At 64.9% G+C, this 19,904-nt stretch carries 21 protein-coding genes and 1 other annotated feature; of the genes, 8 read left to right on the forward strand and 13 right to left on the reverse strand.

Annotated features, from left to right (window positions below):
• Positions 1-60 precede the first annotated feature (60 nt).
• From AC1IQ6_RS08660 to bamC, 3 genes are all read left to right on the forward strand, one after another.
• The gene (locus tag AC1IQ6_RS08660) at positions 61-708 is read left to right on the forward strand and encodes a site-2 protease family protein (protein ID WP_102772547.1); all 648 of its coding nucleotides are present in this window, start codon (positions 61-63) and stop codon (positions 706-708) included.
• Positions 709-795: 87 nt separating this feature from the next.
• Positions 796-1,701, forward strand: a complete 906-nt coding sequence (dapA, locus tag AC1IQ6_RS08665; RefSeq protein ID WP_102772546.1) for a 4-hydroxy-tetrahydrodipicolinate synthase — start codon at positions 796-798, stop codon at positions 1,699-1,701.
• 17 nt (positions 1,702-1,718) lie between these two features.
• Positions 1,719-2,843 (forward strand): NlpB/DapX family lipoprotein, encoded by a 1,125-nt coding sequence (gene bamC / locus AC1IQ6_RS08670; protein WP_168202091.1) that lies wholly within the window; start codon positions 1,719-1,721, stop codon positions 2,841-2,843.
• 180 nt (positions 2,844-3,023) lie between these two features.
• On the opposite strand, the gene AC1IQ6_RS08675 is transcribed toward bamC, so the two are convergent.
• The 8 genes from AC1IQ6_RS08675 to AC1IQ6_RS08710 all read right to left on the reverse strand — a co-directional run bounded on the left by AC1IQ6_RS08675 (position 3,024) and on the right by AC1IQ6_RS08710 (position 11,765).
• Positions 3,024-3,233, reverse strand: a complete 210-nt coding sequence (locus AC1IQ6_RS08675) for an endopeptidase (protein WP_102772545.1) — start codon at positions 3,231-3,233, stop codon at positions 3,024-3,026.
• Between the two features lie 217 nt (positions 3,234-3,450).
• On the reverse strand, positions 3,451-4,644 hold the full coding sequence (locus AC1IQ6_RS08680) for a ribosomal protein uL16 3-hydroxylase (protein WP_102772544.1): 1,194 nt from the start codon (positions 4,642-4,644) through the stop codon (positions 3,451-3,453).
• Positions 4,641-7,328 carry a DNA mismatch repair protein MutS gene (gene mutS / locus AC1IQ6_RS08685; RefSeq protein ID WP_485866163.1) on the reverse strand — a complete coding sequence of 896 codons (2,688 nt, stop codon included), beginning with the start codon at positions 7,326-7,328 and terminating at the stop codon, positions 4,641-4,643. Before mutS ends, AC1IQ6_RS08680 begins: the two co-directional genes overlap by 4 nt.
• Before the next feature lie 330 nt (positions 7,329-7,658).
• Entirely contained in the window at positions 7,659-7,835 is a 177-nt protein-coding gene (locus AC1IQ6_RS08690) for a hypothetical protein (protein WP_485866164.1), read from the reverse strand.
• 233 nt (positions 7,836-8,068) lie between these two features.
• The gene (locus AC1IQ6_RS08695) at positions 8,069-9,136 is read right to left on the reverse strand and encodes a hypothetical protein (protein WP_485866165.1); all 1,068 of its coding nucleotides are present in this window, start codon (positions 9,134-9,136) and stop codon (positions 8,069-8,071) included.
• Positions 9,137-9,247: 111 nt separating this feature from the next.
• The gene (locus AC1IQ6_RS08700) at positions 9,248-9,694 is read right to left on the reverse strand and encodes a hypothetical protein (protein ID WP_485866607.1); all 447 of its coding nucleotides are present in this window, start codon (positions 9,692-9,694) and stop codon (positions 9,248-9,250) included.
• A protein-coding gene (locus AC1IQ6_RS08705) for an IS3 family transposase (protein ID WP_485864893.1) occupies positions 9,660-10,894 on the reverse strand; the annotation gives its coding sequence in 2 pieces (ribosomal slippage) (positions 9,660-10,615 and positions 10,615-10,894; 1,236 coding nt in all). Before AC1IQ6_RS08705 ends, AC1IQ6_RS08700 begins: the two co-directional genes overlap by 35 nt.
• Positions 10,500-10,616, reverse strand: a sequence feature (AL1L pseudoknot). Its footprint overlaps the gene before it by 117 nt.
• Entirely contained in the window at positions 10,866-11,765 is a 900-nt protein-coding gene (locus AC1IQ6_RS08710; RefSeq protein ID WP_485866166.1) for a hypothetical protein, read from the reverse strand. Before AC1IQ6_RS08710 ends, AC1IQ6_RS08705 begins: the two co-directional genes overlap by 29 nt.
• Before the next feature lie 445 nt (positions 11,766-12,210).
• Between AC1IQ6_RS08710 and AC1IQ6_RS08715 the strand changes: the two genes are divergently transcribed.
• From AC1IQ6_RS08715 to AC1IQ6_RS08725, 3 genes are read left to right on the forward strand one after another with little or no spacing between them, the layout of a single operon-like run.
• Positions 12,211-12,561, forward strand: coding sequence for a hypothetical protein (locus AC1IQ6_RS08715; protein WP_485866167.1), 351 nt, complete (start codon positions 12,211-12,213; stop codon positions 12,559-12,561).
• Positions 12,562-12,608: 47 nt separating this feature from the next.
• The gene (locus tag AC1IQ6_RS08720) at positions 12,609-13,505 is read left to right on the forward strand and encodes an aldose epimerase family protein (RefSeq protein ID WP_111824577.1); all 897 of its coding nucleotides are present in this window, start codon (positions 12,609-12,611) and stop codon (positions 13,503-13,505) included.
• A 55-nt stretch (positions 13,506-13,560) separates the two neighbouring features.
• Positions 13,561-13,917: a hypothetical protein gene (locus AC1IQ6_RS08725; protein WP_102772540.1), complete on the forward strand. Its 357-nt coding sequence runs from the start codon at positions 13,561-13,563 to the stop codon at positions 13,915-13,917.
• 2 nt (positions 13,918-13,919) lie between these two features.
• Here AC1IQ6_RS08725 and AC1IQ6_RS08730 read toward each other — a convergent pair whose 3' ends face one another.
• The gene (locus tag AC1IQ6_RS08730) at positions 13,920-14,933 is read right to left on the reverse strand and encodes a zinc-binding alcohol dehydrogenase family protein (RefSeq protein ID WP_485866168.1); all 1,014 of its coding nucleotides are present in this window, start codon (positions 14,931-14,933) and stop codon (positions 13,920-13,922) included.
• Between the two features lie 139 nt (positions 14,934-15,072).
• On the opposite strand from AC1IQ6_RS08730, the gene AC1IQ6_RS08735 reads away from it, so the two are divergent.
• Positions 15,073-15,978 (forward strand): LysR family transcriptional regulator, encoded by a 906-nt coding sequence (locus AC1IQ6_RS08735; RefSeq protein WP_102772538.1) that lies wholly within the window; start codon positions 15,073-15,075, stop codon positions 15,976-15,978.
• 16 nt (positions 15,979-15,994) lie between these two features.
• On the opposite strand, the gene AC1IQ6_RS08740 is transcribed toward AC1IQ6_RS08735, so the two are convergent.
• Positions 15,995-16,501 carry a DUF6496 domain-containing protein gene (locus tag AC1IQ6_RS08740; protein ID WP_485866169.1) on the reverse strand — a complete coding sequence of 169 codons (507 nt, stop codon included), beginning with the start codon at positions 16,499-16,501 and terminating at the stop codon, positions 15,995-15,997.
• A 189-nt stretch (positions 16,502-16,690) separates the two neighbouring features.
• On the opposite strand from AC1IQ6_RS08740, the gene AC1IQ6_RS08745 reads away from it, so the two are divergent.
• Positions 16,691-16,906 (forward strand): dodecin, encoded by a 216-nt coding sequence (locus tag AC1IQ6_RS08745; protein WP_102772536.1) that lies wholly within the window; start codon positions 16,691-16,693, stop codon positions 16,904-16,906.
• Positions 16,907-17,612: 706 nt separating this feature from the next.
• Here AC1IQ6_RS08745 and AC1IQ6_RS08750 read toward each other — a convergent pair.
• The 3 genes from AC1IQ6_RS08750 to AC1IQ6_RS08760 form a co-directional block, all read right to left on the reverse strand.
• Positions 17,613-18,167 (reverse strand): NADPH-dependent FMN reductase, encoded by a 555-nt coding sequence (locus AC1IQ6_RS08750; RefSeq protein WP_102772535.1) that lies wholly within the window; start codon positions 18,165-18,167, stop codon positions 17,613-17,615.
• Between the two features lie 80 nt (positions 18,168-18,247).
• Positions 18,248-19,093, reverse strand: coding sequence for an ABC transporter ATP-binding protein (locus AC1IQ6_RS08755; protein ID WP_102772534.1), 846 nt, complete (start codon positions 19,091-19,093; stop codon positions 18,248-18,250).
• Positions 19,094-19,903 carry an ABC transporter permease gene (locus tag AC1IQ6_RS08760; protein ID WP_485866170.1) on the reverse strand — a complete coding sequence of 270 codons (810 nt, stop codon included), beginning with the start codon at positions 19,901-19,903 and terminating at the stop codon, positions 19,094-19,096. It abuts the gene before it with no gap.
• Position 19,904: the final 1 nt, after the last annotated feature.

Genomic DNA, 19,904 nt, shown 5'->3' on the forward strand with positions numbered 1-19,904 from the left:
CAACGCCGTCTTGCGGACCGGCGCGCGCCGGCCCGCGGCTCATCTACAATCCGGTTCGCCATGAACGACATCATCCAAACCATTGCGGTCTACGCGATTCCGGTCATTTTCGCCATCACGCTGCACGAGGCCGCGCACGGCTTCGTGGCGCGCATGTTCGGCGACCCGACCGCCCATGAGGCCGGCCGCATCAGCCTGAATCCCGCGCGCCACATCGATCCCGTCGGCACGCTGCTGGTGCCGGTGGCGATACTGCTGGCGTCCAAGCTGATGGGCAGCCCGGGCCTGCTGTTCGGCTGGGCCAAGCCGGTGCCGGTGGACTTCGGCCGGCTGCGCCGACCCAAGCAGGACATGCTGTGGGTGGCGCTGGCCGGACCGGCCGCCAACCTGCTGATGGCGATCCTGTGGGCGTTCTCGCTGCGCCTGTTCCTGGATTCGGGCCTGCAGGAATCGTTCTGGTTCGAGATGGCGGTGGCCGGCGTCAACGTCAACCTGGTGCTGATGGCGCTGAACCTGCTGCCGATCCTGCCGCTGGACGGGGGACGCATTCTGTTCAGCCTGCTGCCCAACCGCATGGCCTGGCAGTACTCGAAAATCGAACCCTACGGGCTGGTGATCGTCATCGTGCTGCTGGTGACGGATGTGCTCTGGCTTTTCATGCGGCCGGTGCTGGCGTTGGGAACGACAATCGTTCAGTGGTTTCTATAAGATTTTGGCCAATATCCGTTAAACTCAGCTGTTTCACAGATTCTGGCCTTGGGGCATCCTGCCGCGGGGCCTTGGAGCCCTACATTTATGGCATCCCCTGCAACCGCCGCAGGCGTTAATTTCCAGGGCAGCATGGTGGCCCTGGTCACCCCAATGCAGCCCGACGGCAGCCTCGACTACGCTGCCTACCGGTCGTTGATCGACTGGCATGTCCAGGAAGGAACCGACGCGCTGGTGGTGGTGGGCACCACCGGGGAGTCGCCCACGGTCTCCATGGAAGAACACGCGGAGCTCATCCGCGTCGCCGTCGAACACGCGGCGGGCCGCATCCCGGTCATCGCCGGGGTCGGCGCCAACTCCACCGACGAAGCCATCCACCTGAGCCGCCACGCCAAGGCCGTGGGCGCGCAGGCCGGCCTGTCGGTGGTTCCGTACTACAACAAGCCTTCGCAGGAAGGCCTGTACCGCCACTTCCGCGCCGTTTCGGAAGCGGTGGACCTGCCCACCATCCTGTACAACGTGCCGGGCCGTACCGTTGCCGACATGAGCAACGACACGATCCTGCGCCTGGCCGAGGTGCCGGGCATCATCGGCATTAAGGACGCCACCGGCGACATCGCGCGCGGCGGCCTGCTGCTGCGCGAGGCCCCGGCCGGCTTCCAGGTCTTCAGCGGCGATGACCCCACCGCGGCCGCCCTGATCCTGCTGGGCGCGCGCGGCAACATCTCCGTCACGGCCAACGTGGCGCCCAGGCTCATGCGCGAGCTCTGTGCCGCCGCCCTGGCCGGCGATGTGCCCAAGGTGCGTGAACTTAATGCACGCCTGGCGCGTCTGAACAAGGCTTTGTTCGTTGAAGCCAATCCCATCCCCGTCAAGTGGGCGCTGTCCGAACTGGGCCGCACCGCACTGGGCTACCGGCTGCCGCTGGTGGAACTGGGGGCGCAGCACCACGCGACGGTGCGCGCAGCGCTTCAGGATGCGGGCCTGCTCTAAATATCGTGAGGATACGTATGAACAAACGTCATGCCGGTTTGTCGGCATTGATGTCTCTGGTGTTGTTGGCCGGCTGCAGCGAGGTCAACCAGCTCCTGGGCAATGAAGAGTCCGTCAATTACAAGAGCGCAGTCACGCAGCGCGGAGAGCCCCTTAGCATTCCGCCCGATCTGACCCAGGCCAACAGCGATCCGCGCTACCGCGCGCCCGCCTCGGGCTCGACCACCTATTCGCAATTCCAGCAGCAGGGCCAGGCCCAGGCCAGCGCGCCCAAGACCAGCAACGTGCTGCCCGCGCGCAACGACATGCGCGTCGAGCGCGACGGCGACCTGCGCTGGCTGGTCGTGGACCGTCCGCCCGAGGACGTGTTCCCGCGCCTGGTGGACTTCTGGACCGAAAACGGCTTCACCGTCGCCAGCAACAACCCGAGCGCCGGCCTGATCGAAACCGACTGGGCGGAAAACCGCGCCAAGATCCCCGAAAGCTGGCTGCGCCAGGCCCTGGGCATGATCCTGGAATCGGCCTGGGATAGCGGCGAGCGCGAGAAATTCCGCACGCGCGTCGAACGCGTCAACGGCCACACCGAAGTCTACGTCAGCCATCGCCAGATGCTGGAAAAGCGCGTCGGCGTCGACGGCGGCCAGGTGCAATGGCAGAACGGCAAGGAAGATCCGGGCCTGAACGCCGCCATGCTGGCGCGCATGATGGTGTACCTGGGCTCCGACGTCGACAACGCCCGCAAGCTGGTGCAGCAGGCCGAGGCCTCGCCGCAGAAGCCGGCCGTGCAGCAGGACGTGCGCGCGCAGGGCACCTCGCTCGTCGTCAGCGAATCGTTCGACCGCGCCTGGCGCCGCGTCGGCGTGGCGCTGGACGGCGGCGGCTTCGCCGTGGACGATCGCGACCGTTCGGCCGGCGACTACTTCGTCCGCTACGTCGACACCGACACCGGCGAGAAGATCGAGCAGCCCGGCTTCTTCAGCCGCATGTTCTCCGGCGACAAGAAGGCCGAGGCGCCGCAATACCGCATCCACCTGGCCGGCTCCGGCGACCAGACCCTGGTGACGGTGCTCGACGCCAACGGCGCGCGCGACAACAGCGCCACCGCCCAGCGCCTGCTGAGCGTGTTGAAGGACAAGATGTAATCGGTACGGCGCGGCGCTCGGGCGCCGCCCGGATCGAGCAAAGAGGCCCCGTCGTCATGACGGGGCCTCTTTTTTTGCGTCCTGCCTGCGCGTGGACGCCGACGCAAGCAGGCCCCGACAGTTCGCACTGTCGGGGCCTGCCTGCTTCCTCTCCGAGCGGGGGTTCGTCGCTGAGTGGAATCAGGAAGCGGGCGTGGTGGATCCGCCCGGCGTGGTCGTGCCGCCGCCCGGCGTGGTGCCCGGGGTGGGGGCCGGAGCCGGCGTGGTGGGGGCAGGCGTGCTGGCGCCCGGAGCGGGGTTGGTCGCGGGCGCCGAAGCATCTTCCTTCTTGTTGCAGGCGCTGAGCGCAACAGCCAGCACCGACGCAATAATCAAGGTTTTGCTCATCATTTTTAGACTCCTGTAGATGACGACTCTTGAAACCCCGTTAGGGGAAACCAGTATTCAGGCTACAGGAACACGCAGGCCGATCGCGTGTGAAAGTTAAAAAGGTGGCTTCCCAACGGCAACAAACCTTTCAGCTTCGTGTTATGTCTTTCTTGATGTGACGCCGCGCACAGACCTGATTTCGTTCTGTGCAGGACGGATACGTACCCGTTTCCAGATGCTACGCCGCCACGTAGTGGATCCAGCCCGAATCCAGCCAGTCCGCCAGGCACGAGCGCGCCTCGTCGGACAGCCGCGCGCAGGACGGATCGGCGCAGTCCAGGCTGCGCGCATCGGCCAGCGCGCGCAGCGCGGTTTCGGCCGGCGCCATGGCCGTCTCGCCGTTGATGAACAGCTGCTTGCCGCGATACAGCATGCGGCTGCGGCGGTCCAGCACCAGGCGGCCGCCGGCGGGCCAGTCCTCTTCCAGATCCACGTCCATGCCTTCCGGGGCGTCGAACACGCTGAGGTTGTTCGGCTCGGTCAGCCAGCAGCCCAGAAAGCGCGAGGCCAGGGCGTCGTCGAAACGCAGCTTCTCGACGGTTTGCAGCGTCGCGGCGACCAGCGCGTCGGGCAGCGCGGCCGGCGTGTCCACGGCCGGCTGGCCGGGGTCGCGGTAGACCGCGGACAGCTTCGGGCCGGGCAGGGCGGGTTCGCCGTAAGGGCCGCCCAGGAGGCCGACGCGCGCCATGACCTGGTCGGCGGCCGCCTCCAGCAGGCCGCGCGCCAGCGTGGCCTGCGTGGGCGCGCGAAAGCCGATGGAGATGGTCATGCAGCCGTCGCCCACCGCGACGCCGTCGTGCGCGGCCTGCGGCGGCAGGTACAGCATGTCGCCGGGGGCGAGCACCGCCTTTTCCTCGGGCTCGAAGCGGCTCAGTATCTTCAGCGGCAGGCCGGGCGTGAGCGACAGGTCCTTCTGGCGTCCGTAGCGCCATTCGCGCTCGCCGGCGGCCTGCAGCAGGAACACGTCGTAGCTGTCGAAATGCGGGCCCACGCCGCCGCCGTGGCTGGCGATGCTGATCATCACGTCGTCCAGGCGGGCGTCGGGTATGAAGCGGAACAGCTGCATCAGTTCCGACGCGGCGTCGCTGTGCAGGTCCACGCTTTGCACCAGCAGCGTCCAGTCGCCTTCGTTGTCCTTGGGCAGGCGTGCGAAGGGGCCGTTCTCCATCTGCCATTCGCCGTTCTCGCGCCAGATCAGGCGCGACTCCACGTCGTCGCGGCGCGCCAGCTTCTTGATGGCGGCGATGGTGACCGGCGGCTTGAAGCCCGGGATGGCCTGGCGGATCAGGAGCGGCTTGCGCTGCCAGTAGCGGCGCATGAAGTCGTTGGGGCTCTGGTCGCCCAGCAGCGTCAAGGGTCGGTCGAGATTCATTGGAGGTGCTTCTTCAAGCGGTAAAGGGCGTCCAGCGCTTCGCGCGGGGTGAGGCTGTCGGGGTCGATGGCGGCGAGCTCCTCGCGCAGGGCGTCCAGGACCTCGAAGGCATCGGAGCGCTCGGCCGCGGCGTCGGCCTGGGCGTCGGCCTCGGCGGCGGCCGCGAACAGGCCGAGCTGCGGCGTGGGCGCGCCCTGGGCTTCCAGGCGTTCCAGTTCGCGCGTGGCCTGGCGGATCACCGCCGGCGGCACACCGGCGCGCTGGGCCACCTGGATACCGTAGCTGCGGCTGGCGGGGCCTTCGCGCACTTCGTGCAGGAACACGATGCCGCCGGCGGATTCGGCCGCGGCCAGGTGCACGTTGGCCGAGGCCGGCTGTTCGGCCGGCAGGCGGGTCAGTTCGAAGTAGTGGGTGGCGAACAGCGTCAGCGCGCGGTTGTGCGCCAGCAGCCGGCAGGCGATGGCCCAGGCCAGCGCCAGGCCGTCGTAGGTCGAGGTGCCGCGGCCGATTTCGTCCATCAGCACCAGGCTGTTGGGTGTGCTGGCCGAGAGGATGGCGGCGGCCTCGGTCATCTCCATCATGAAGGTCGAGCGCCCGCCGGCCAGGTCGTCGGCCGCGCCGATGCGGGTGAAGATGCGGTCGATCCGGCCGATGCGCGCGCGCGCCGCCGGCACGAAGCTGCCGATGCGCGCCAGCAGCACGATCAGCGCTACCTGCCGCATATAGGTCGATTTACCGCCCATGTTCGGGCCGGTGATCAGCAGCATGCGGCGCGCCGGCTCCAGCCGGCAGCCGTTGGGCGTGAAGCGTTCGATGGCGTGCTCGACCACCGGATGGCGGCCGGCCTCGATGTCGATGTCGGCCTGCTCGGACAGCTCGGGCGCGACCCAGTCGTGGCGGCGCGCATGCTCGGCCAGCGCCGCCAGCGTGTCCAGCTCGGCCAGCGCGGCGGCGCAGTCCGACAGCGGGCGCACGTGTTCGGCGAGCACGTCCAGCAACTGCTCGAACAGCCATTTCTCGCGCGCCAGCGAACGGTCCTGGGCCGACAGCACCTTGTCTTCCCAGGTCTTGAGTTCGGGCGTGATGTAGCGTTCGGCGTTCTTCAGCGTCTGGCGGCGGCGGTAGTCCTCGGGCACCTTGGCGGTCTGGCCCTTGGTGACTTCGATATAGAAGCCGTGCACGCGGTTGAACTCCACGCGCAGGTTGCCGATGCCGGTGCGCTCGCGCTCGCGCGCTTCGAGCTGCACCAGGAAGTCGCCGCCGTCGGCCGCCAGCGCGCGCAATTCGTCCAGCTCGGTGTCGAAGCCCGCGGCCAGCACGCCGCCGTCGCGGATGGCGACGGCAGGCTCGGCCGCGATGGCGCGCGCCAGCAGCGCGGCCAGCGCCGGGTCGACCGACAGGTGCGAGATCAATTCGCCCAGCCGCGGCGAGTCGGCCATGGGCTCGACCAGGTCGCGCAGCGCCGGCAGGGCCTGCAGCGCGTCGCGCAGGCTGGCCAGTTCGCGCGGGCGCACCGAACGCAGCGCCAGGCGCGTGGCGATGCGCTCGATGTCCGGAAAGGCGTTGAGCGCGCCGCGCAGCGATTCCAGCAGCCCGGCCGAGCCAAAGCCGGCCGCACCGAAGGTCTGCTCCACGTCCATGCGGCCGGCCAGCAGCGCGGAAATCGCCTGCTGGCGCGCCTGCGCCTGCTGGTTCTCGCGCAAGGGGTGATGCAGCCAGCGGCGCAGCAGGCGGCTGCCCATCGGCGTGCGGCAGCCGTCCAGCAGCGAGAACAGCGTGGGCGAATCTTCGCCGGACAAGGTCTGCGTCAGCTCCAGGTTGCGCCGCGTGACCGGGTCCAGCAGCACGTACTGCCCGGCGCGTTCGGCCGACAGGCTTTGCACGTGGGCCAGGGCCTGCGACTGCGTGCGGGCCGCGTAGCGCAGCAGGGCGCCGGCGGCGCAGACGCCGGCCGGCATGTCCTCGACGTCGAAACCGGCCAGCGTGTCGGTCTTGAAATGCGACAGCAGGTGCGCGCGCGCGCTGTCGGCCTCGAAGTGCCAGTCCGGCACGCGCGTGCGCGCGCATTCGAACGGGAAATCGAACTCCGCGCTGTCCGCGCAGATCACCTCGGCCGGCGCCACCCGGTGCAGTTCAGATTCCAGCTGGGCCGGCGCGCATTCGGTCACGCGGAACTCGCCGCTGGCCAGGTTCAGCCAGGCCAGGCCGGCGCGCGGCGCGCGCGCCGGGCCGGTGACGAAGGCGGCGGCCAGCGCGCGGTCGGCCTTGGCCGGCAGCAGCGCGTCATCGGTCAGCGTGCCGGGCGTCACGATGCGCACGATGCGGCGCTCGACCGGCCCCTTGGACGCGGCCGGATCGCCGATCTGCTCGCAGATGGCGACCGACTCGCCCATCGCGACCAGGCGGGCCAGGTACTGCTCCATGGCGTGCACCGGCAGGCCCGCCATCGGGATCGGCGTGCCGTTGGAAGAGCCGCGCTTGGTCAGCGTCAGATTGAGCAGCCGCGCGCCGCGCTCCGCATCGTCGTAGAACATTTCATAGAAATCGCCCATGCGGTAGAACAGCAGCAAAGGACCGGCCTCCGCCTTCAGGCGGAGGTATTGCTGCATCATGGGGGTGTGGCCGGTCAGCTGACCGTCCATTTCGGCCTGTGATTTGGGCTTCTTGCCTTGCGCTGCTTGCATTTCTACGGGGAAAGTTCGGTGAATCGTGTTGCGTATACGGCCCTGCAACGTCCATCAAAACCCGCCAACACTTGCCGGTTTGGCGTAGGTTTTTGAGAGGTCGAATTGAGAAGTAGCGCCGCTTGGGATAGGATTCTCGCAAAAGTTGCGCTAGAGAATCCACGTCCCTATGCAATTCTACGCACGCGCCGCCAAGCTGCCTGAGCCAAGCCGACACCTTACCATTGATGGCTATCCTGGGCTGCGCCTGGAGGTCTCCGCGATCACAAGAACCTGGATCTACCGATACAAGAGCCCAGTGAACGGAAAGGTGCGCCAGAAGAAGCTGGGTCAATACAGCCGCTCCAGTTCGAACTCGCCGGCCAGCCGGTGCATTGCCATTGGGCGCGTGCCTGGTGGGATGTTGTAGCGGGGAGCTGCCGGGTCATCGAACACGCGGTGAGAGTCGGGAAAGATGCGCTCGACGTAATCGAGCGGGCCGGACTTCTGGACGAGGCGGCCGCACATTTTGAATCCGTCCTCTCTGGAGAAAATCTAGCGTGTGGACGTGCGTGACGTTGTGGTTGGCCGCACTTTGGAAACTACGCAGCACTGTCTGGCCCCCGCGTAGTACTCTACCCTCGGTAATGTTACCGCGGCTGTGTTCGTTACGGCAGAGGCTTGCACGCCGTGCGCGGCGTGCAGTACGCACACGCGCCTCGTCCATCGGATAGTGAGCCCGCTCATTCTGGCTCTAATCACTACGGGGTATGTTGATCGGCAGGCACTTCGCTTTTGACTGGCGCTTCAGCGGCCGCTATTTCGGGTTTCGCTGCCCGGTTGGCGGCTAGGCGACGCGAGTATTCTTGGAACGCGGAACTCAGGAACTGAAGCATCGCACGACATAGGGTTGTAAGTCGTGTGGCATCAAGTGATTTTCGGCAAAAGTCCTGATGAGTCAACGTATGCCTGGCTTCGGCCAAGACTTCGCAAGCCTTGGTCTTGTATCTTTGCCGCTGTTCATCAAGTTGGGCAGAGTCTTCATTGTCTGGTTGGAACGGGCCGAGGATAGTTTCCGCGAAGGCGAGACTACCGTATGCGCTAGCGCCGCGCACTCCAGTATGGTGATTAATATTCCAGTTCAAGGATTCACGGCAGTGGCTCAACAGAGCAAGTTCTGTGTCCGAGAAACCGAGGCGGGACTTCAGCGAAAAAATACTTGTGAGCGGAAAGAAGAACTCGAAAATTCTGTAGAGATCGAGATAGAAATTCTCCAATCGTTGAGCCAGAATCGCTCCCATTAGCTGTTCCACAAGCCAATCGTGCTCGGCGCTTGGAACGGAGCAGGCGACATCTACAATCTCAGTCGCAAGTTCCTCCACAAATTCCCGTTCTCTTTCCACCTCCAATAAGGCCCTACAAAAGTGAACGTGCGTCGGGTCCGTCTCCGCGCCCGTTTTAAAGATCAATGGGTTTGGTAGAAATGGTGCGAGGTCTGCCTCGTAGCTCGACGGCCCAATTATCCAAGGGGGAATTGGCGAGTCTGGAACGAGGCCGTACTTTGTGGTCAAGAGGACGCGTTGCAAAAAGTGCGGCTGGTGGAGCGCAAGCAGCGAATCGGACGAAGCCGGGACTGAAAGTTGGGCACCCACCCTCTTGATGATGACCACATAGCGGCCGGTGACGTCTTGCAGTTCAAGAAGAGTGAGGTCAGCGATGTCCACCGGATTTGAGAGCCGGGTTGAATTGATTCGCTCTATCGCTGCGTTGACTATTCCTTCGTAGGAAGGGTCACTAGGCGCTACGGGATTGACCCAGAACGCCGGCATAGGCGCTCCTGGCGGAGCATCTCGGTGCCTCTCCAACCAGCGGGCCAAGTCACTTGATATTAAGCCTCGGATGTTGATGGACATCTTCTGCGCGAATTGACGACGTTGTGATCAAGCCAGCCAGCAAGGCGTAAGCGAGCCTTGCTTAATTAGCCGGTCATGCTGCGAAATAAGGGTCGAAAAAGCTTTCTTGTAGAAGTTCCGCTCGTGTTCCCCGATTCGACTGGTGCGTTGGACACTGAGCCGCTGATTCAATGTGTCGAAGTCTACGAAAGATGGGAGGTTACGCGGAGTGAAGCCGCCCATATGGTCAAGTACCTGGCCTAAAGCTAGTTTCACCTTGGTCATTTGGTCCTTAGCCTCTTGGAAGGTGTATTCAAAGCCCGGGGGGCCGAAGACCACTTCGGCGATGGCGACCATGAATCCAACCGAACACGTCAAAGAGGCAAACATGTCCTTCCCAGAGGTAATCTTGCCGTCTTCGTCGAGATGAATCACACCGGGAATCGCGGAGGCTGTTTGATTAAAGTAAAACAGGTTCCGCAGCCGGTGCTGCAAGTTGTCGATAGTAACGCGCTTCGGCCTCGGCCGGCGGGATGTCGCCGATCGATCCTAGCAAGCGTTGGTGGTTGAACCAAGACACCCATTCCAACGTGGCGAGCTCCACAGCGGCCTTGGTTTTCCAGGGTGTCCTGCGGTGAATCACTTCCGTTTTGTAGAGACCATTGATCGTCTCGGCCAGCGCGTTGTCGTATGCACTTCCAGTGTTGCCGACAGACGGATTGATGCCGGCTTCACCCAGGCGCTCGGAATAGCGAATGGACACGTATTGCGACCCGCGATCCGAATGATGAATAAGGCCGTCTGCCTGACTGGGGCGACGGTCGTACACAGCTTGCTCAAGCGCATCCAAAACGAAGTCCGTCGTCATGCTGCTGGAGGCGCGCCAGCCGACAATCCGTTTGGCATAAGCGTCGATAATAAAGGCCACATACAGCCATCCTTGCCAAGTGGAAACGTAGGTGAAATCCGCTACCCAGAGCCGGTTCGGACGGTCCGCCTCGAATTGGCGTCGGACCAGATCTTGCGGGCAAGCCGCTGCGCTATCGGGCACCGTCGTGCGAACCCGCTTGCCACGACGCACCCCTTCAATGCCCAGGTCGCCCATCAGGCGTTCGACCGTACATCGTGCCACGCGAATGCTCTCGCGATTCATCTGCTTCCAGACCTTCCGAGCACCGTAGACGCGAAAGTTCTGCTCCCAGACCCTATAGATCTGAGGGCGCAGTTGTTCGTCCTTCTGGGCGCGCTGACTACGCAGCTGCGGCTGCCGACACCGGGCGGCGTAGCGCCTGTAGGCTGACGGGGCGACCTGCAACACCTTGCAGATCGGCTCGACCCCGTATCGATCCCGGTGTTGATCGAGATAGGCGTTTACTTCTTCAGTTCGCGGTCGAGCGCCGCCTGGGCGAAAAAAGCGCTCGCCGACTTCAGAATCTCGTTGGCTCGGCGCAATTCGCGGTTCTCCTTCTCTAACGCCTTGAGACGTTCGCGCTCTTCTGTCGTTACGCCGGGGCGGGTCCCGTTGTTGACTTCCGATCGCTTAATCCAATCCAGTAGGGTCGTCGGTGTGCAGCCGATCTTCGGTGCAATAGACTCGACAGCCGCCCACAGCGACCGGTACTCATCACGATGCTCCTGGACCAGGCGCACCGCGCGTTCACGTACCTCAGGGGAAAACTTGTTGTTCTTGCTCATGGCTCCATTCTCTCAAGAAATGAAGCCTCCTCAAAACCCGGTGTGATTCAAGAAGTTGTAGCTTTCCTGCCCGTTCTATTGCTTTATCGAAGCGCACCAACAGCTTCACAGCCTCAATAAAGAGAGGGAAAAACTCGTCATCTGAAACGGCCTCCACGAGATCAATCCGAGTGAACTCCTCTGCCACGCGTTCTCGAATGTTGATATCGATGGTCCGCGATGTGAACGCTAGAAACAATTCAATGACGCGGCTACTTTGATATTCGCCCGCCCCCGTGCGCCGCATTGACTCGTCAAGTCGCAGCACTGCGACCTGGGGCACTTCAACCTCAATCCTATCGAGGATCGGCCGATACAGAGTGTCTAACTGGCGCTTTAAATCCCATGGCACTTGACCAGTGTTCAGCACTAGCATTCTGTACACTAGACGCTGGAGCTTGTCAGCAAACCAAAACTCAACTCGCACGTCAGAAAGGCGCGCACCCTCTGCCGCCCTGGCGTCAATCAGGGCAGTCGTTCGCTGCATCCCGTCAATGATGGAAAGCGACACTTTTAGGTCTTTGAGCGTTGTGACAAGCGCACGAGAGTCGTCGCATTTTTTCAGCGCGCGCATTGCGCGTGAACTGGGCACCGCCCCGATTACCACAGGTGGAATTACGGCACCATTCGCCAGATCCGTCACTAGCCTGCTTCTGATCTTCTCACCGGTCTTTGTCTTAATGGGCGCCCTTTGCCCTTCAATCCCCCCCCGCTTCTCATATGCGCCCTTAACTAGCGCTAGATAGATATTGATCGGAAGAGTGGCCAAGATGGATACACAATCGCTGTTTCGGTCAATTAACCGCACCAACGGTTGAGATGTGGAAGGCATTCGTTGCTCCGACAGTGGGTTTTAATCACATTCGGATATTAACCGTTTCAAGTGCGCAACGCTCTAGCGTGGGTTTTGGCGTAGTTTTCCGCTTCCAGATGTCCTGTTCCCCATAGGGTGTACTAATGCATCATGGGAGTGTGGCCCGCGAAGGCGTCCGCGGCGAGTGTGGCGCTGCAGAATTAATGCCTGTGATTGTATCGGGCGGCGCGTGGAATGGGTGCGGCGCACGATGCCCATCCCACGGTCGGCCGAGCGTATACGGATGCCGCAAGTAGGATTGAACCCGCCATTCGGGGCCGGCTACAATCGACGGCAACACGGCCCGCCCCTCTGCGTCGAAAGATGTACGGGCGGGTTTTCTCGTTTTGGGGCCAGCAATGTACGCCTATGACAAGCCCTATCCGAGCTTCGAACAGCAGCGGCCTTGCTGAAAACGCGGGGCTTGATCGTCACCGATGAGGCCGCGGCGCTGTCCTGCCTGCAGCGGATAGGGTATTTACCGCTTGAGCGCCTACTGGTATCCGCTGCGCCGGCTCGGGTAGTCAGTCGAAAGTTGCCCGCGCCAGGACAGGTTCGTGCTTCCGATGTTCTGCTGGGGCGGCCGGCCGTGGGTTCGCGCTTGTTCATCGTGCTTTGCATCCTGCTGCATTTCGTCCGGATGGCAAGCCCGAATTCGAGCTGGCCGGTCCGTCTGCGGCAGCATCTGGAGAGTTTTCCGGCGGGCTCGCGCCTGTCGCTTGCAGACATGGGATTTCCGTCCGACTGGCGCAAGCATCCGTTGTGGCAGCCATGACGCCTCAAGTACGCTAGGCTGCAAGCCTCGATAGACCGTACTCACTTATGCAGACCCTCACCATTGCCGAAACGCTGGACGCCAGCGCCCGCATCACCATCGCCGGCGGAGCGCATATGGCCGAGTTCGCGCCCGACGGCGGCGGGCGGCTGACGCGGCTGGCCACAGGCGGGCACGACTGGATCGTGCCGCTGACCGATACCGCCTGGCCGGCGGCGCGTTGGCCGCGCGCGGGCAGTTATCCGCTGGCGCCTTACGCCAACCGCATCCGCGACGGGGTGTTCGTGTTCGACGGCGCGCGCCACGCGCTGCAATCGCTGCCGGGGCGGCCGCACGCGATCCACGGCGCCGGGCTGTACCTGCCCTGGCGCGTGCGCAACCATGCCGCCGACAGCGTCGATCTGGTGCTGGAGCAGCCGGCCGGCGTGCTGGGCTGGCCCTGGGCCTTCGAGTGCGTGCAGCGCTACCGGCTGGATGCGCGCGGGCTGAGCGTGGCGCTGTCCATCGTCAACCAGGGCGAGACGCCGATGCCGTTCGGGTTGGGGCTGCATCCTTATTTCACGGCGCAGCGGGTGACGCTGCATGCCCGGCGCCTTTGGCCGGCGGACGCCGAGGGGCTGCCGACGGGCAGCCGGGTGGGGCATGTGCGCGAGCTGCGGCTTTCGGCCGAGGGTTGCGATACCTATCTGTCGCAATGGGAGGGGCGCGCCACGCTGCACTGGCCGCAGGGCCACCGGTTGTCCATGCACGCCGATCCGGCTTTCGCGCACCTGGTGGTGTACTCGGCGCCGGGGTCGGACTTTCTTTGCGTGGAACCGGTGACCAACGTGGCGGACGCTTTCAACCTGGCGGCCGGCGGCGATGCGCGCACCGGCATGCGGGTGCTGGAGCCGGGCGCGCGTTTCAGCGCGACCGCCTTGCTGGGCCTGGAACCGGCGTTTTGAAAGCGCCCCCGGCTGCGGCGATAATCCGGGCAAACCAAGTCCAGGGAGTCGCGTCGTGAAAAAGCTCAGCACCGAACAATTGCAGGCCGCAGCCGAGATCCTGCGCAGGGTTCAGGCCAGGCTGGCCCGCAGCGGCAACCTGCCGCTGGAGCCCACGCTCTACGCCTGTGCCAAGGGCTTTCGGCGCAGCGTGCCGGACTATCTGTGGGCATGGATGTCCGGCCTGCTGGCGCCGCACAAGAGCCTGTCGGCCTGGATGGACGCGCACCAGCCGGGCTGGCGCGAAGGCAAGATTCCGGCCGCCGCGGTTTACGCGCGCACCGAGAACGGCTGGTTCGAATGGCTGATCGCCGAACTGGAAGCCGAGATCAAGGACCCCCACGCCCGCGCCAGGCGCCAGGCGCAGGGGTAGGGCTAGAACCCCTCCAGCACGACCTTGCCGCGCGCCTTGCCGCTTTCGATGAAAGCGTGGGCGCGGCGCAGGTTTTCGGCGTTGATCCTGCCGTAGTGTTCGCCCAGCGTGGTGCGCAGGGTGCCGTCGTCGATCAGCCGGGCCGCCTGGTTCAGCAATTCGTGCTGGGCGATCAGGTCGGGCGTGCCGTGCAGGGGCCGGGCGAACATGAATTCCCAGTGCAGCGAGGCGGACTTGGCTTTCAGCAGCCGCACGTCGATGGCGGCGGGATCGTCGATCAGGGCGACCCTGCCTTGCGGCGCGACGGCCTCGGCGATCTGCGGGAAGTGCTGGTCGGTGTGGGTCAGCGCGGCAATGTCGCTGACGTGCTCGAAGCCGATGCGCTTGAGTTCCCCGGTCAGGGGCCGGGTGTGGTCGATGACGTGATGCGCGCCCAGCTCGCGCACCCAGGCCTGGGTTTCCGGACGGGACGCGGTGCCGATCACGGTCAGGCCCGTGAGTTGCCGGGCCAGCTGCACGAGTATCGATCCCACGCCGCCGGCCGCGCCGATGACGAGCAGGCTGCGCTGGCTGGGCGCGCGGTTGTCCAGCACGCGCAGCCTGTCGAACAGCAATTCCCACGCGGTGATGGTGGTCAGCGGCAACGCGGCGGCCTGGGCGTAGTCCAGGCTGGCCGGCATCGCGCCGACGATGCGTTCGTCGACGGCATGCAGTTCGCTGTTGGCGCCGGGGCGGGTCAGCGCGCCCGCGTACCAGACCCGGTCGCCGGGCTTGAACAGGCTGGTCTTGGGGCCGACGGCCCGCACGACGCCGGCGGCGTCCCAGCCGATGATCTCGGGCTGGCCGTCCTTGGGCTTGCGGTTGGCGCGGATTTTCACGTCCACCGGATTGACGGAAATGGCGCGGACTTCGACCAGCAGGTCGCGGTCGCCGGGCACGGGATCGGCGGCGGTGATGTCCTGCAGGGACTCGGGGTGGTCGGCGGGCAGGTTCTTGAAGTAGGCGATGGCTTTCATGGATGGGGCTCGCTTCGGGTCAGAGGGTGGCGCGGACGACGCTGGTTAGGAACACAAGCATGATTACCCAGTCCGCAACAATGAAAAACGGGCTAGCATCGCAGTCAGTTTCAAACATCCGTTGAAAATGAGAGCGGGCATGGTGCGCTTCGAGGACCTCAGGATCTTTCTGGCCGCGGCCGACCAGGGCAGTTTCTCGGCCGCCGCGCGCGAGCTGGACCTGACGCCGGCGGCGGCCAGCGCCGCGCTCAAGCGCCTGGAGCAGGCGCTTGACGCGCGCCTGTTCGTGCGTTCCACCCGCAGCCTGCGGCTGACCGGCGACGGCGAGCGCTACCTGGAGTACGCCCGTTCCGCCATTTCCACGCTGGAGGCGGGCAAGAACGCGGTGGCGCGCAGCAAGACGGAGATCTCGGGCGCCTTGTCGGTGTCGATCCCGTCGGACCTGGGCCGGCACGTGCTGCTGCCCTGGCTCGACGAGTTCCAGCAGCAGCACCCGCGCGTCAGTTTCCAGGTGCGGATCAGCGACCGCCTCGCCGATCTTTACCGCCAGCCGGTCGACCTCGCGGTGCGCTACGGCCAACCCGCCGATTCGGGGCTGGTGGCCTTGCCGCTGTCAGAGCACAACCGCCGCACGGTCTGCGCCTCGCCGGCCTATTTCGCGCGCCACGGCATGCCCCAGGCGCCGGCGGACCTGCGCCGCCACAACTGCCTGTCGTTCGTGCTGGGCGAAACGCTGCACGACCGCTGGACGTTTCTGCGCGCCGACGGCTCCGCCCTGACGGTGCCGGTCAAGGGCGACCGCGTGGGCGACGACGGCGAGCTCGTGCGCCGGTGGGCGCTTGCGGGCCACGGCGTGGCCTACAAGTCGCGCTACGACGTGCTGTCGGACCTGCGCGCCGGCCGGCTCGTCGAAGCCTTGCCCGATTACACCGGCGAATCCTCGCCGCTGTATCTGCTTTGCGTGCACCGCATGCTGCTGTCGCCGGCCGTGCGGCGCCTGCGCGAATTCCTCCAGGAACGCTTCAGGCAATTCGAGGCAGGCTAGCTGACACGCCGCGCGCTCAATGGTGCGCGTGGCTGGCCCGGTTGGCCGCGCGCGTGCGGGCGGCTTTCTTGGCGGCGGCCGAGCGTCCCGCGGCGCCCTTGGTGGCGGCGGCCTTTTTGGCGGCGGCCGAACGCGCGGCTGCGCTGCGCTTGGAGGCCGACGCGCTGGCATGGCGCGACAGCGCGGAGCGCGACGCCGGCTTGGCGCTCTCGCGCTTCAGGGCCTTGGTGGTGGCGCGGGCGCGCGTGGCGGACTTGGCATGGCCGTCGGCGCCCGCGTGGCTGTCCTGCTCGGCCTTGCGCTTGGTGGCCGTGCCGGCCTTCTTGGGCGCCGGCAGCTTGACGCCGGCGCGGCGGGCCTTGGACAGCCCGATGGCGATCGCCTGCTTGGTGGAGCGCACCCCGTGCTTGCCTTCGCGCACGTGCTCGATTTCCTCGCGCACGAATTCTCCGGCCTGCGTGGATGCGGATTTGCCTTGACGTTTGTCGCGCGCCGCTCGTTCCAGGGTTTTTCGTTCAGGCATGACGATACCTCCTTGCTTGCGTTGCGGATGCGGGTCCGCGTGCGCCGAGTCCGGCGCGACGGAACTCGTAACACCACTCTAGCGCCGTGGGCGTATGCTGTGTGTTCGAATGGATTGCCGGTCGTAAGCGCCGGAACATCGCCGCCGGACCTGCGATTCACGACTCACACCCCTACGCGGAGACGAGCTATGTCGAATCATGTCTACAAGCAAATCGAACTGGTGGGTTCCTCCACCAAGTCCACCGACGACGCCATCACCCAGGCCATCGCGCGCGCATCCGAAACCCTGCGCAATCTGGATTGGTTCGAGGTCACCGAAGTGCGCGGCCACATCAAGGACGGCAAGGTGGCGTACTGGCAGGTCGGCTTGAAGATCGGCATGCGCCTGGAAGGGGACAACTGAGCCCGCGGGCTGCTTCTTTCTTGAGCACGGCTTCCAAGTGACTGTCGGATAAGCGTTTTTTCAGCTTGTCATGCGACTGTTCAGAGGTTTGTCCACATCCGGTGGGGACAAGCCCGGGGCGCCGATGGCGTGCGCGAGGCCGCGCCGCCGATGCGCGGACCGGTGCGGGGCGCTGCGCGTTTCTTGCCCGGCGCCCCCAAGTCTTTGGCGGGCAAGGGAATTTTGCAGCTGCGCAGAGACTGTCCTCAGGCTTATCCACATTTCCCGGGGACAACCGGCGGGCCGCGGCGAGGTGGCTGGGCCATTCTTGACCACCATCTGCAGGTCATTGATGTGCAAGGGGAATCCCAAGCTGCCCTCATGCTGTCCTCATGCTTTTCCACAGAATGCGGGGACAAATCCACACCGGCGGTCCGGCCAGCGCGCGCCCAGCGCTTTCCGGTGGATAAACCCGCCCGAAATCATCCAAAAGACGGATTGCGCAGTTTTTGATCGCCGCTTGCAAGTGCCTGGCGCGACAGGGGATTTCGGTTCTACCCCAAGGCTTTCCTCAAGTTTCTCCACAGTCGGCGGGGATAACCGGCAAGGGGGTATCCGCCCCGGCGAAAAAAAAGCCCTCCGACGCATCGGAGGGCTCGATCGCCTGGAGGTAGGGCAGGCGATCTCTGCCGGCTGGAGCGTGGCTCGCGGCCGGCAACGGCGGCGATCAGGCGTTGAACTTCTTGATCCAGTCCACGTAGCGGTCGATCCAGCCTTGCAGGAACTTGCGCGTGCCTTCGTTGGTGATGTTGTACTGGTCGTCGATGAGGTCTTCGTGGAACTGCAGGAACACCTCGGGCGTGGTCAGGACGTTGGCCCCTTCGGCGGCCAGAATGTTGCGCAGGTGCTGCTGCATCAGCGCGGTGCCGGCGGCGCTGGGCGAGGTGCCGACGATGCCGGCGGCCTTGCCCGCCCAACAATTCGTGCCGTAGGGGCGCGTGCCCCAGTCGATGGCGTTCTTGAGGGCGGCCGGCAGCGAGCGGTTGTGCTCGGGGGACACGAACAGGACGCCCTGGGCGTCGGCGACCTGCTGCTTGAGCTTGGCGGCGGGCGCGGGCATGTTGTTTTCGTTGTCCTGGTTGTAGAGCGGCACGTCTCCCAGGCTGACGTAGTCGAACTTGAAGTCCGCGGGCATCAGCTTCTCGAGTGCGCGCGCCAGCCGCAGATTGAACGACGCGGCGCGCAGGCTACCGACGAATACGGCGATCTTGTAGGTGCTCATGAGGCGCATGCTCCAGGCGGTAGAGGAACGGTCAGTGTAGACCTGTCCTGGAGCCGGCTCAATGCGGATTACGCATTTTCTTATTCGGAAAGAGAGCCTGCGGACGGTCTGCGCACTTCGCGCTGGAAAATCTCCAGGCTGAGTTTCTTCGTCCGGATGAAGCTGGGTTCGGACAGCGTTTCCACGGTGCGGGGGCGGGCGTCGCGATACTCCAGGATCTCGGCGACCCGGGTCGGGCGCCTGGTCAGCAGCAGGACCTGATCGGCCAGGTACACGGCTTCTTCCAGATCGTGCGACACCAGCAGCATGGTGGTGCCGGTCTGCATGAAAACCTCTTGCAGCTTCTCGCGGATGAACAGGGTCATCTCGAAGTCCAGGGCGGAAAAGGGCTCGTCCAGGAACAGCACCTCGGGCCCCGGAGCCAGCGCGCGCATGATGGATGCGGTCTGTTGCTGCCCGCCGGACAGCTCGTACGGATAGCGCTTCAGGTCGAACTTGACGTCGAACGACGCCACCAGCTCTTCCACGCGCGCGTCGACCTGGGCCTTGCTGCGGCCTTCGAGGAGCAGGGGATAGGCGATGTTGTCGATGGTGCGCAGCCAGGGGAACAAGGCTTCGCGGTAGTTCTGGAAGACATAGCCGATCTTGGTCTGCGCGAGCGACTTCCCGTCGAACAGGATCTCGCCCGAATCGACCGGGATCAGGCCGGCGATCATGTTGATCAGGGTGGATTTGCCGCAGCCGTTGGGGCCGAAGACGGACACGATCTTGCCTTTGGGGATGTCGAGGTCGAAGTTCTCGTACAACGGCCAGCCGGCGAAGTATTTGGTCAGCCCGCGTATCGTGATGTGCGTGCCCAGCGGGCCCGGGGTGAAGGGGGCGGCCGCGGGGGCCGGGGCGATGACGGGATTGATGACGGTGGACATTTACCGGCCGCTCCAATGGACGACGCGCTTTTCAAGCACGAGAAAAAGAATGTTCAGCGCATAGCCGAGCGCGCCGGCCGCCAGGATCGAGGCGTACATTTCGCGCACGTTCAGCACCTGCTGCGAGTTGATGATGCGATTGCCCAGCCCGCTGTCGGAACCGATGAACATCTCCGCCACGATGACGATGACCAGCGCCATCGATACGCCGCTGCGCAGCCCCACGAACGTGGGCTGCAGGCTTTCCCAGATCAGCACGTCCTTGAAGATGCGCCAGCGCGACGCGCCCATCACGCGCGCCGCCATGACGCGCTGTTTGCGCGCATTGATCACGCCATAGGCGCTGTTGAACAGGATCACCAGCACCGCCGCGAAGGCGGCGATGGCGATCTTGTTCATGTCGGTGACGCCGAAGATCATCAGAAACAGCGGGATCAGCGCCGAGGACGGCGTGGAGCGGAAGAAGTCGACCAGGAACTCGACGCTGCGGTAGGCCTTTTCGCTGCTGCCCAGCAGCACGCCCAGGGGCACGCCGATCAAGCCGGCGATCAGGAAGGCCTGCAGGGTCCGGTTCAGCGACGACAGGAAGTCGCCCAGCAGCGGTCCTCCCGCCATGCCCCTGGCCAGGGCCGCGAGGGCGGCGCCCGGGGTGGGGAGCAGGACGGGGCTGACCAGCTGCAGCCGCAGCACCAGATCCCACACGATGAACAATGCCAACGGCCCGATCAGCGGCAGCAGGCGGGCGGCGCGGAACCTGCGCGGGGGCCGTTTCGCCTCGGGCGTGGCGGCGGTCAATGCGGTCGCGGTCATG

This window comes from Achromobacter sp. MUI-25009338 (assembly GCF_057359325.1).

Bases quoted from the DNA above. Each gene is read 5' to 3' on its own strand.
- AC1IQ6_RS08660 (WP_102772547.1), top strand. From the start codon at position 61: ATGAACGACATCATCCAAACCATTGCGGTCTACGCGATTCCGGTCATT.
- dapA (WP_102772546.1), top strand. From the start codon at position 796: ATGGCATCCCCTGCAACCGCCGCAGGCGTTAATTTCCAGGGCAGCATG.
- bamC (WP_168202091.1), top strand. From the start codon at position 1,719: ATGAACAAACGTCATGCCGGTTTGTCGGCATTGATGTCTCTGGTGTTG.
- AC1IQ6_RS08675 (WP_102772545.1), bottom strand. From the start codon at position 3,233: ATGATGAGCAAAACCTTGATTATTGCGTCGGTGCTGGCTGTTGCGCTC.
- AC1IQ6_RS08680 (WP_102772544.1), bottom strand. From the start codon at position 4,644: ATGAATCTCGACCGACCCTTGACGCTGCTGGGCGACCAGAGCCCCAAC.
- mutS (WP_485866163.1), bottom strand. From the start codon at position 7,328: ATGCAAGCAGCGCAAGGCAAGAAGCCCAAATCACAGGCCGAAATGGAC.
- AC1IQ6_RS08690 (WP_485866164.1), bottom strand. From the start codon at position 7,835: ATGTGCGGCCGCCTCGTCCAGAAGTCCGGCCCGCTCGATTACGTCGAG.
- AC1IQ6_RS08695 (WP_485866165.1), bottom strand. From the start codon at position 9,136: ATGCCGGCGTTCTGGGTCAATCCCGTAGCGCCTAGTGACCCTTCCTAC.
- AC1IQ6_RS08710 (WP_485866166.1), bottom strand. From the start codon at position 11,765: ATGCCTTCCACATCTCAACCGTTGGTGCGGTTAATTGACCGAAACAGC.
- AC1IQ6_RS08720 (WP_111824577.1), top strand. From the start codon at position 12,609: ATGCAGACCCTCACCATTGCCGAAACGCTGGACGCCAGCGCCCGCATC.
- AC1IQ6_RS08730 (WP_485866168.1), bottom strand. From the start codon at position 14,933: ATGAAAGCCATCGCCTACTTCAAGAACCTGCCCGCCGACCACCCCGAG.
- AC1IQ6_RS08735 (WP_102772538.1), top strand. From the start codon at position 15,073: ATGGTGCGCTTCGAGGACCTCAGGATCTTTCTGGCCGCGGCCGACCAG.
- AC1IQ6_RS08740 (WP_485866169.1), bottom strand. From the start codon at position 16,501: ATGCCTGAACGAAAAACCCTGGAACGAGCGGCGCGCGACAAACGTCAA.
- AC1IQ6_RS08745 (WP_102772536.1), top strand. From the start codon at position 16,691: ATGTCGAATCATGTCTACAAGCAAATCGAACTGGTGGGTTCCTCCACC.
- AC1IQ6_RS08750 (WP_102772535.1), bottom strand. From the start codon at position 18,167: ATGAGCACCTACAAGATCGCCGTATTCGTCGGTAGCCTGCGCGCCGCG.
- AC1IQ6_RS08755 (WP_102772534.1), bottom strand. From the start codon at position 19,093: ATGTCCACCGTCATCAATCCCGTCATCGCCCCGGCCCCCGCGGCCGCC.
- AC1IQ6_RS08760 (WP_485866170.1), bottom strand. From the start codon at position 19,903: ATGACCGCGACCGCATTGACCGCCGCCACGCCCGAGGCGAAACGGCCC.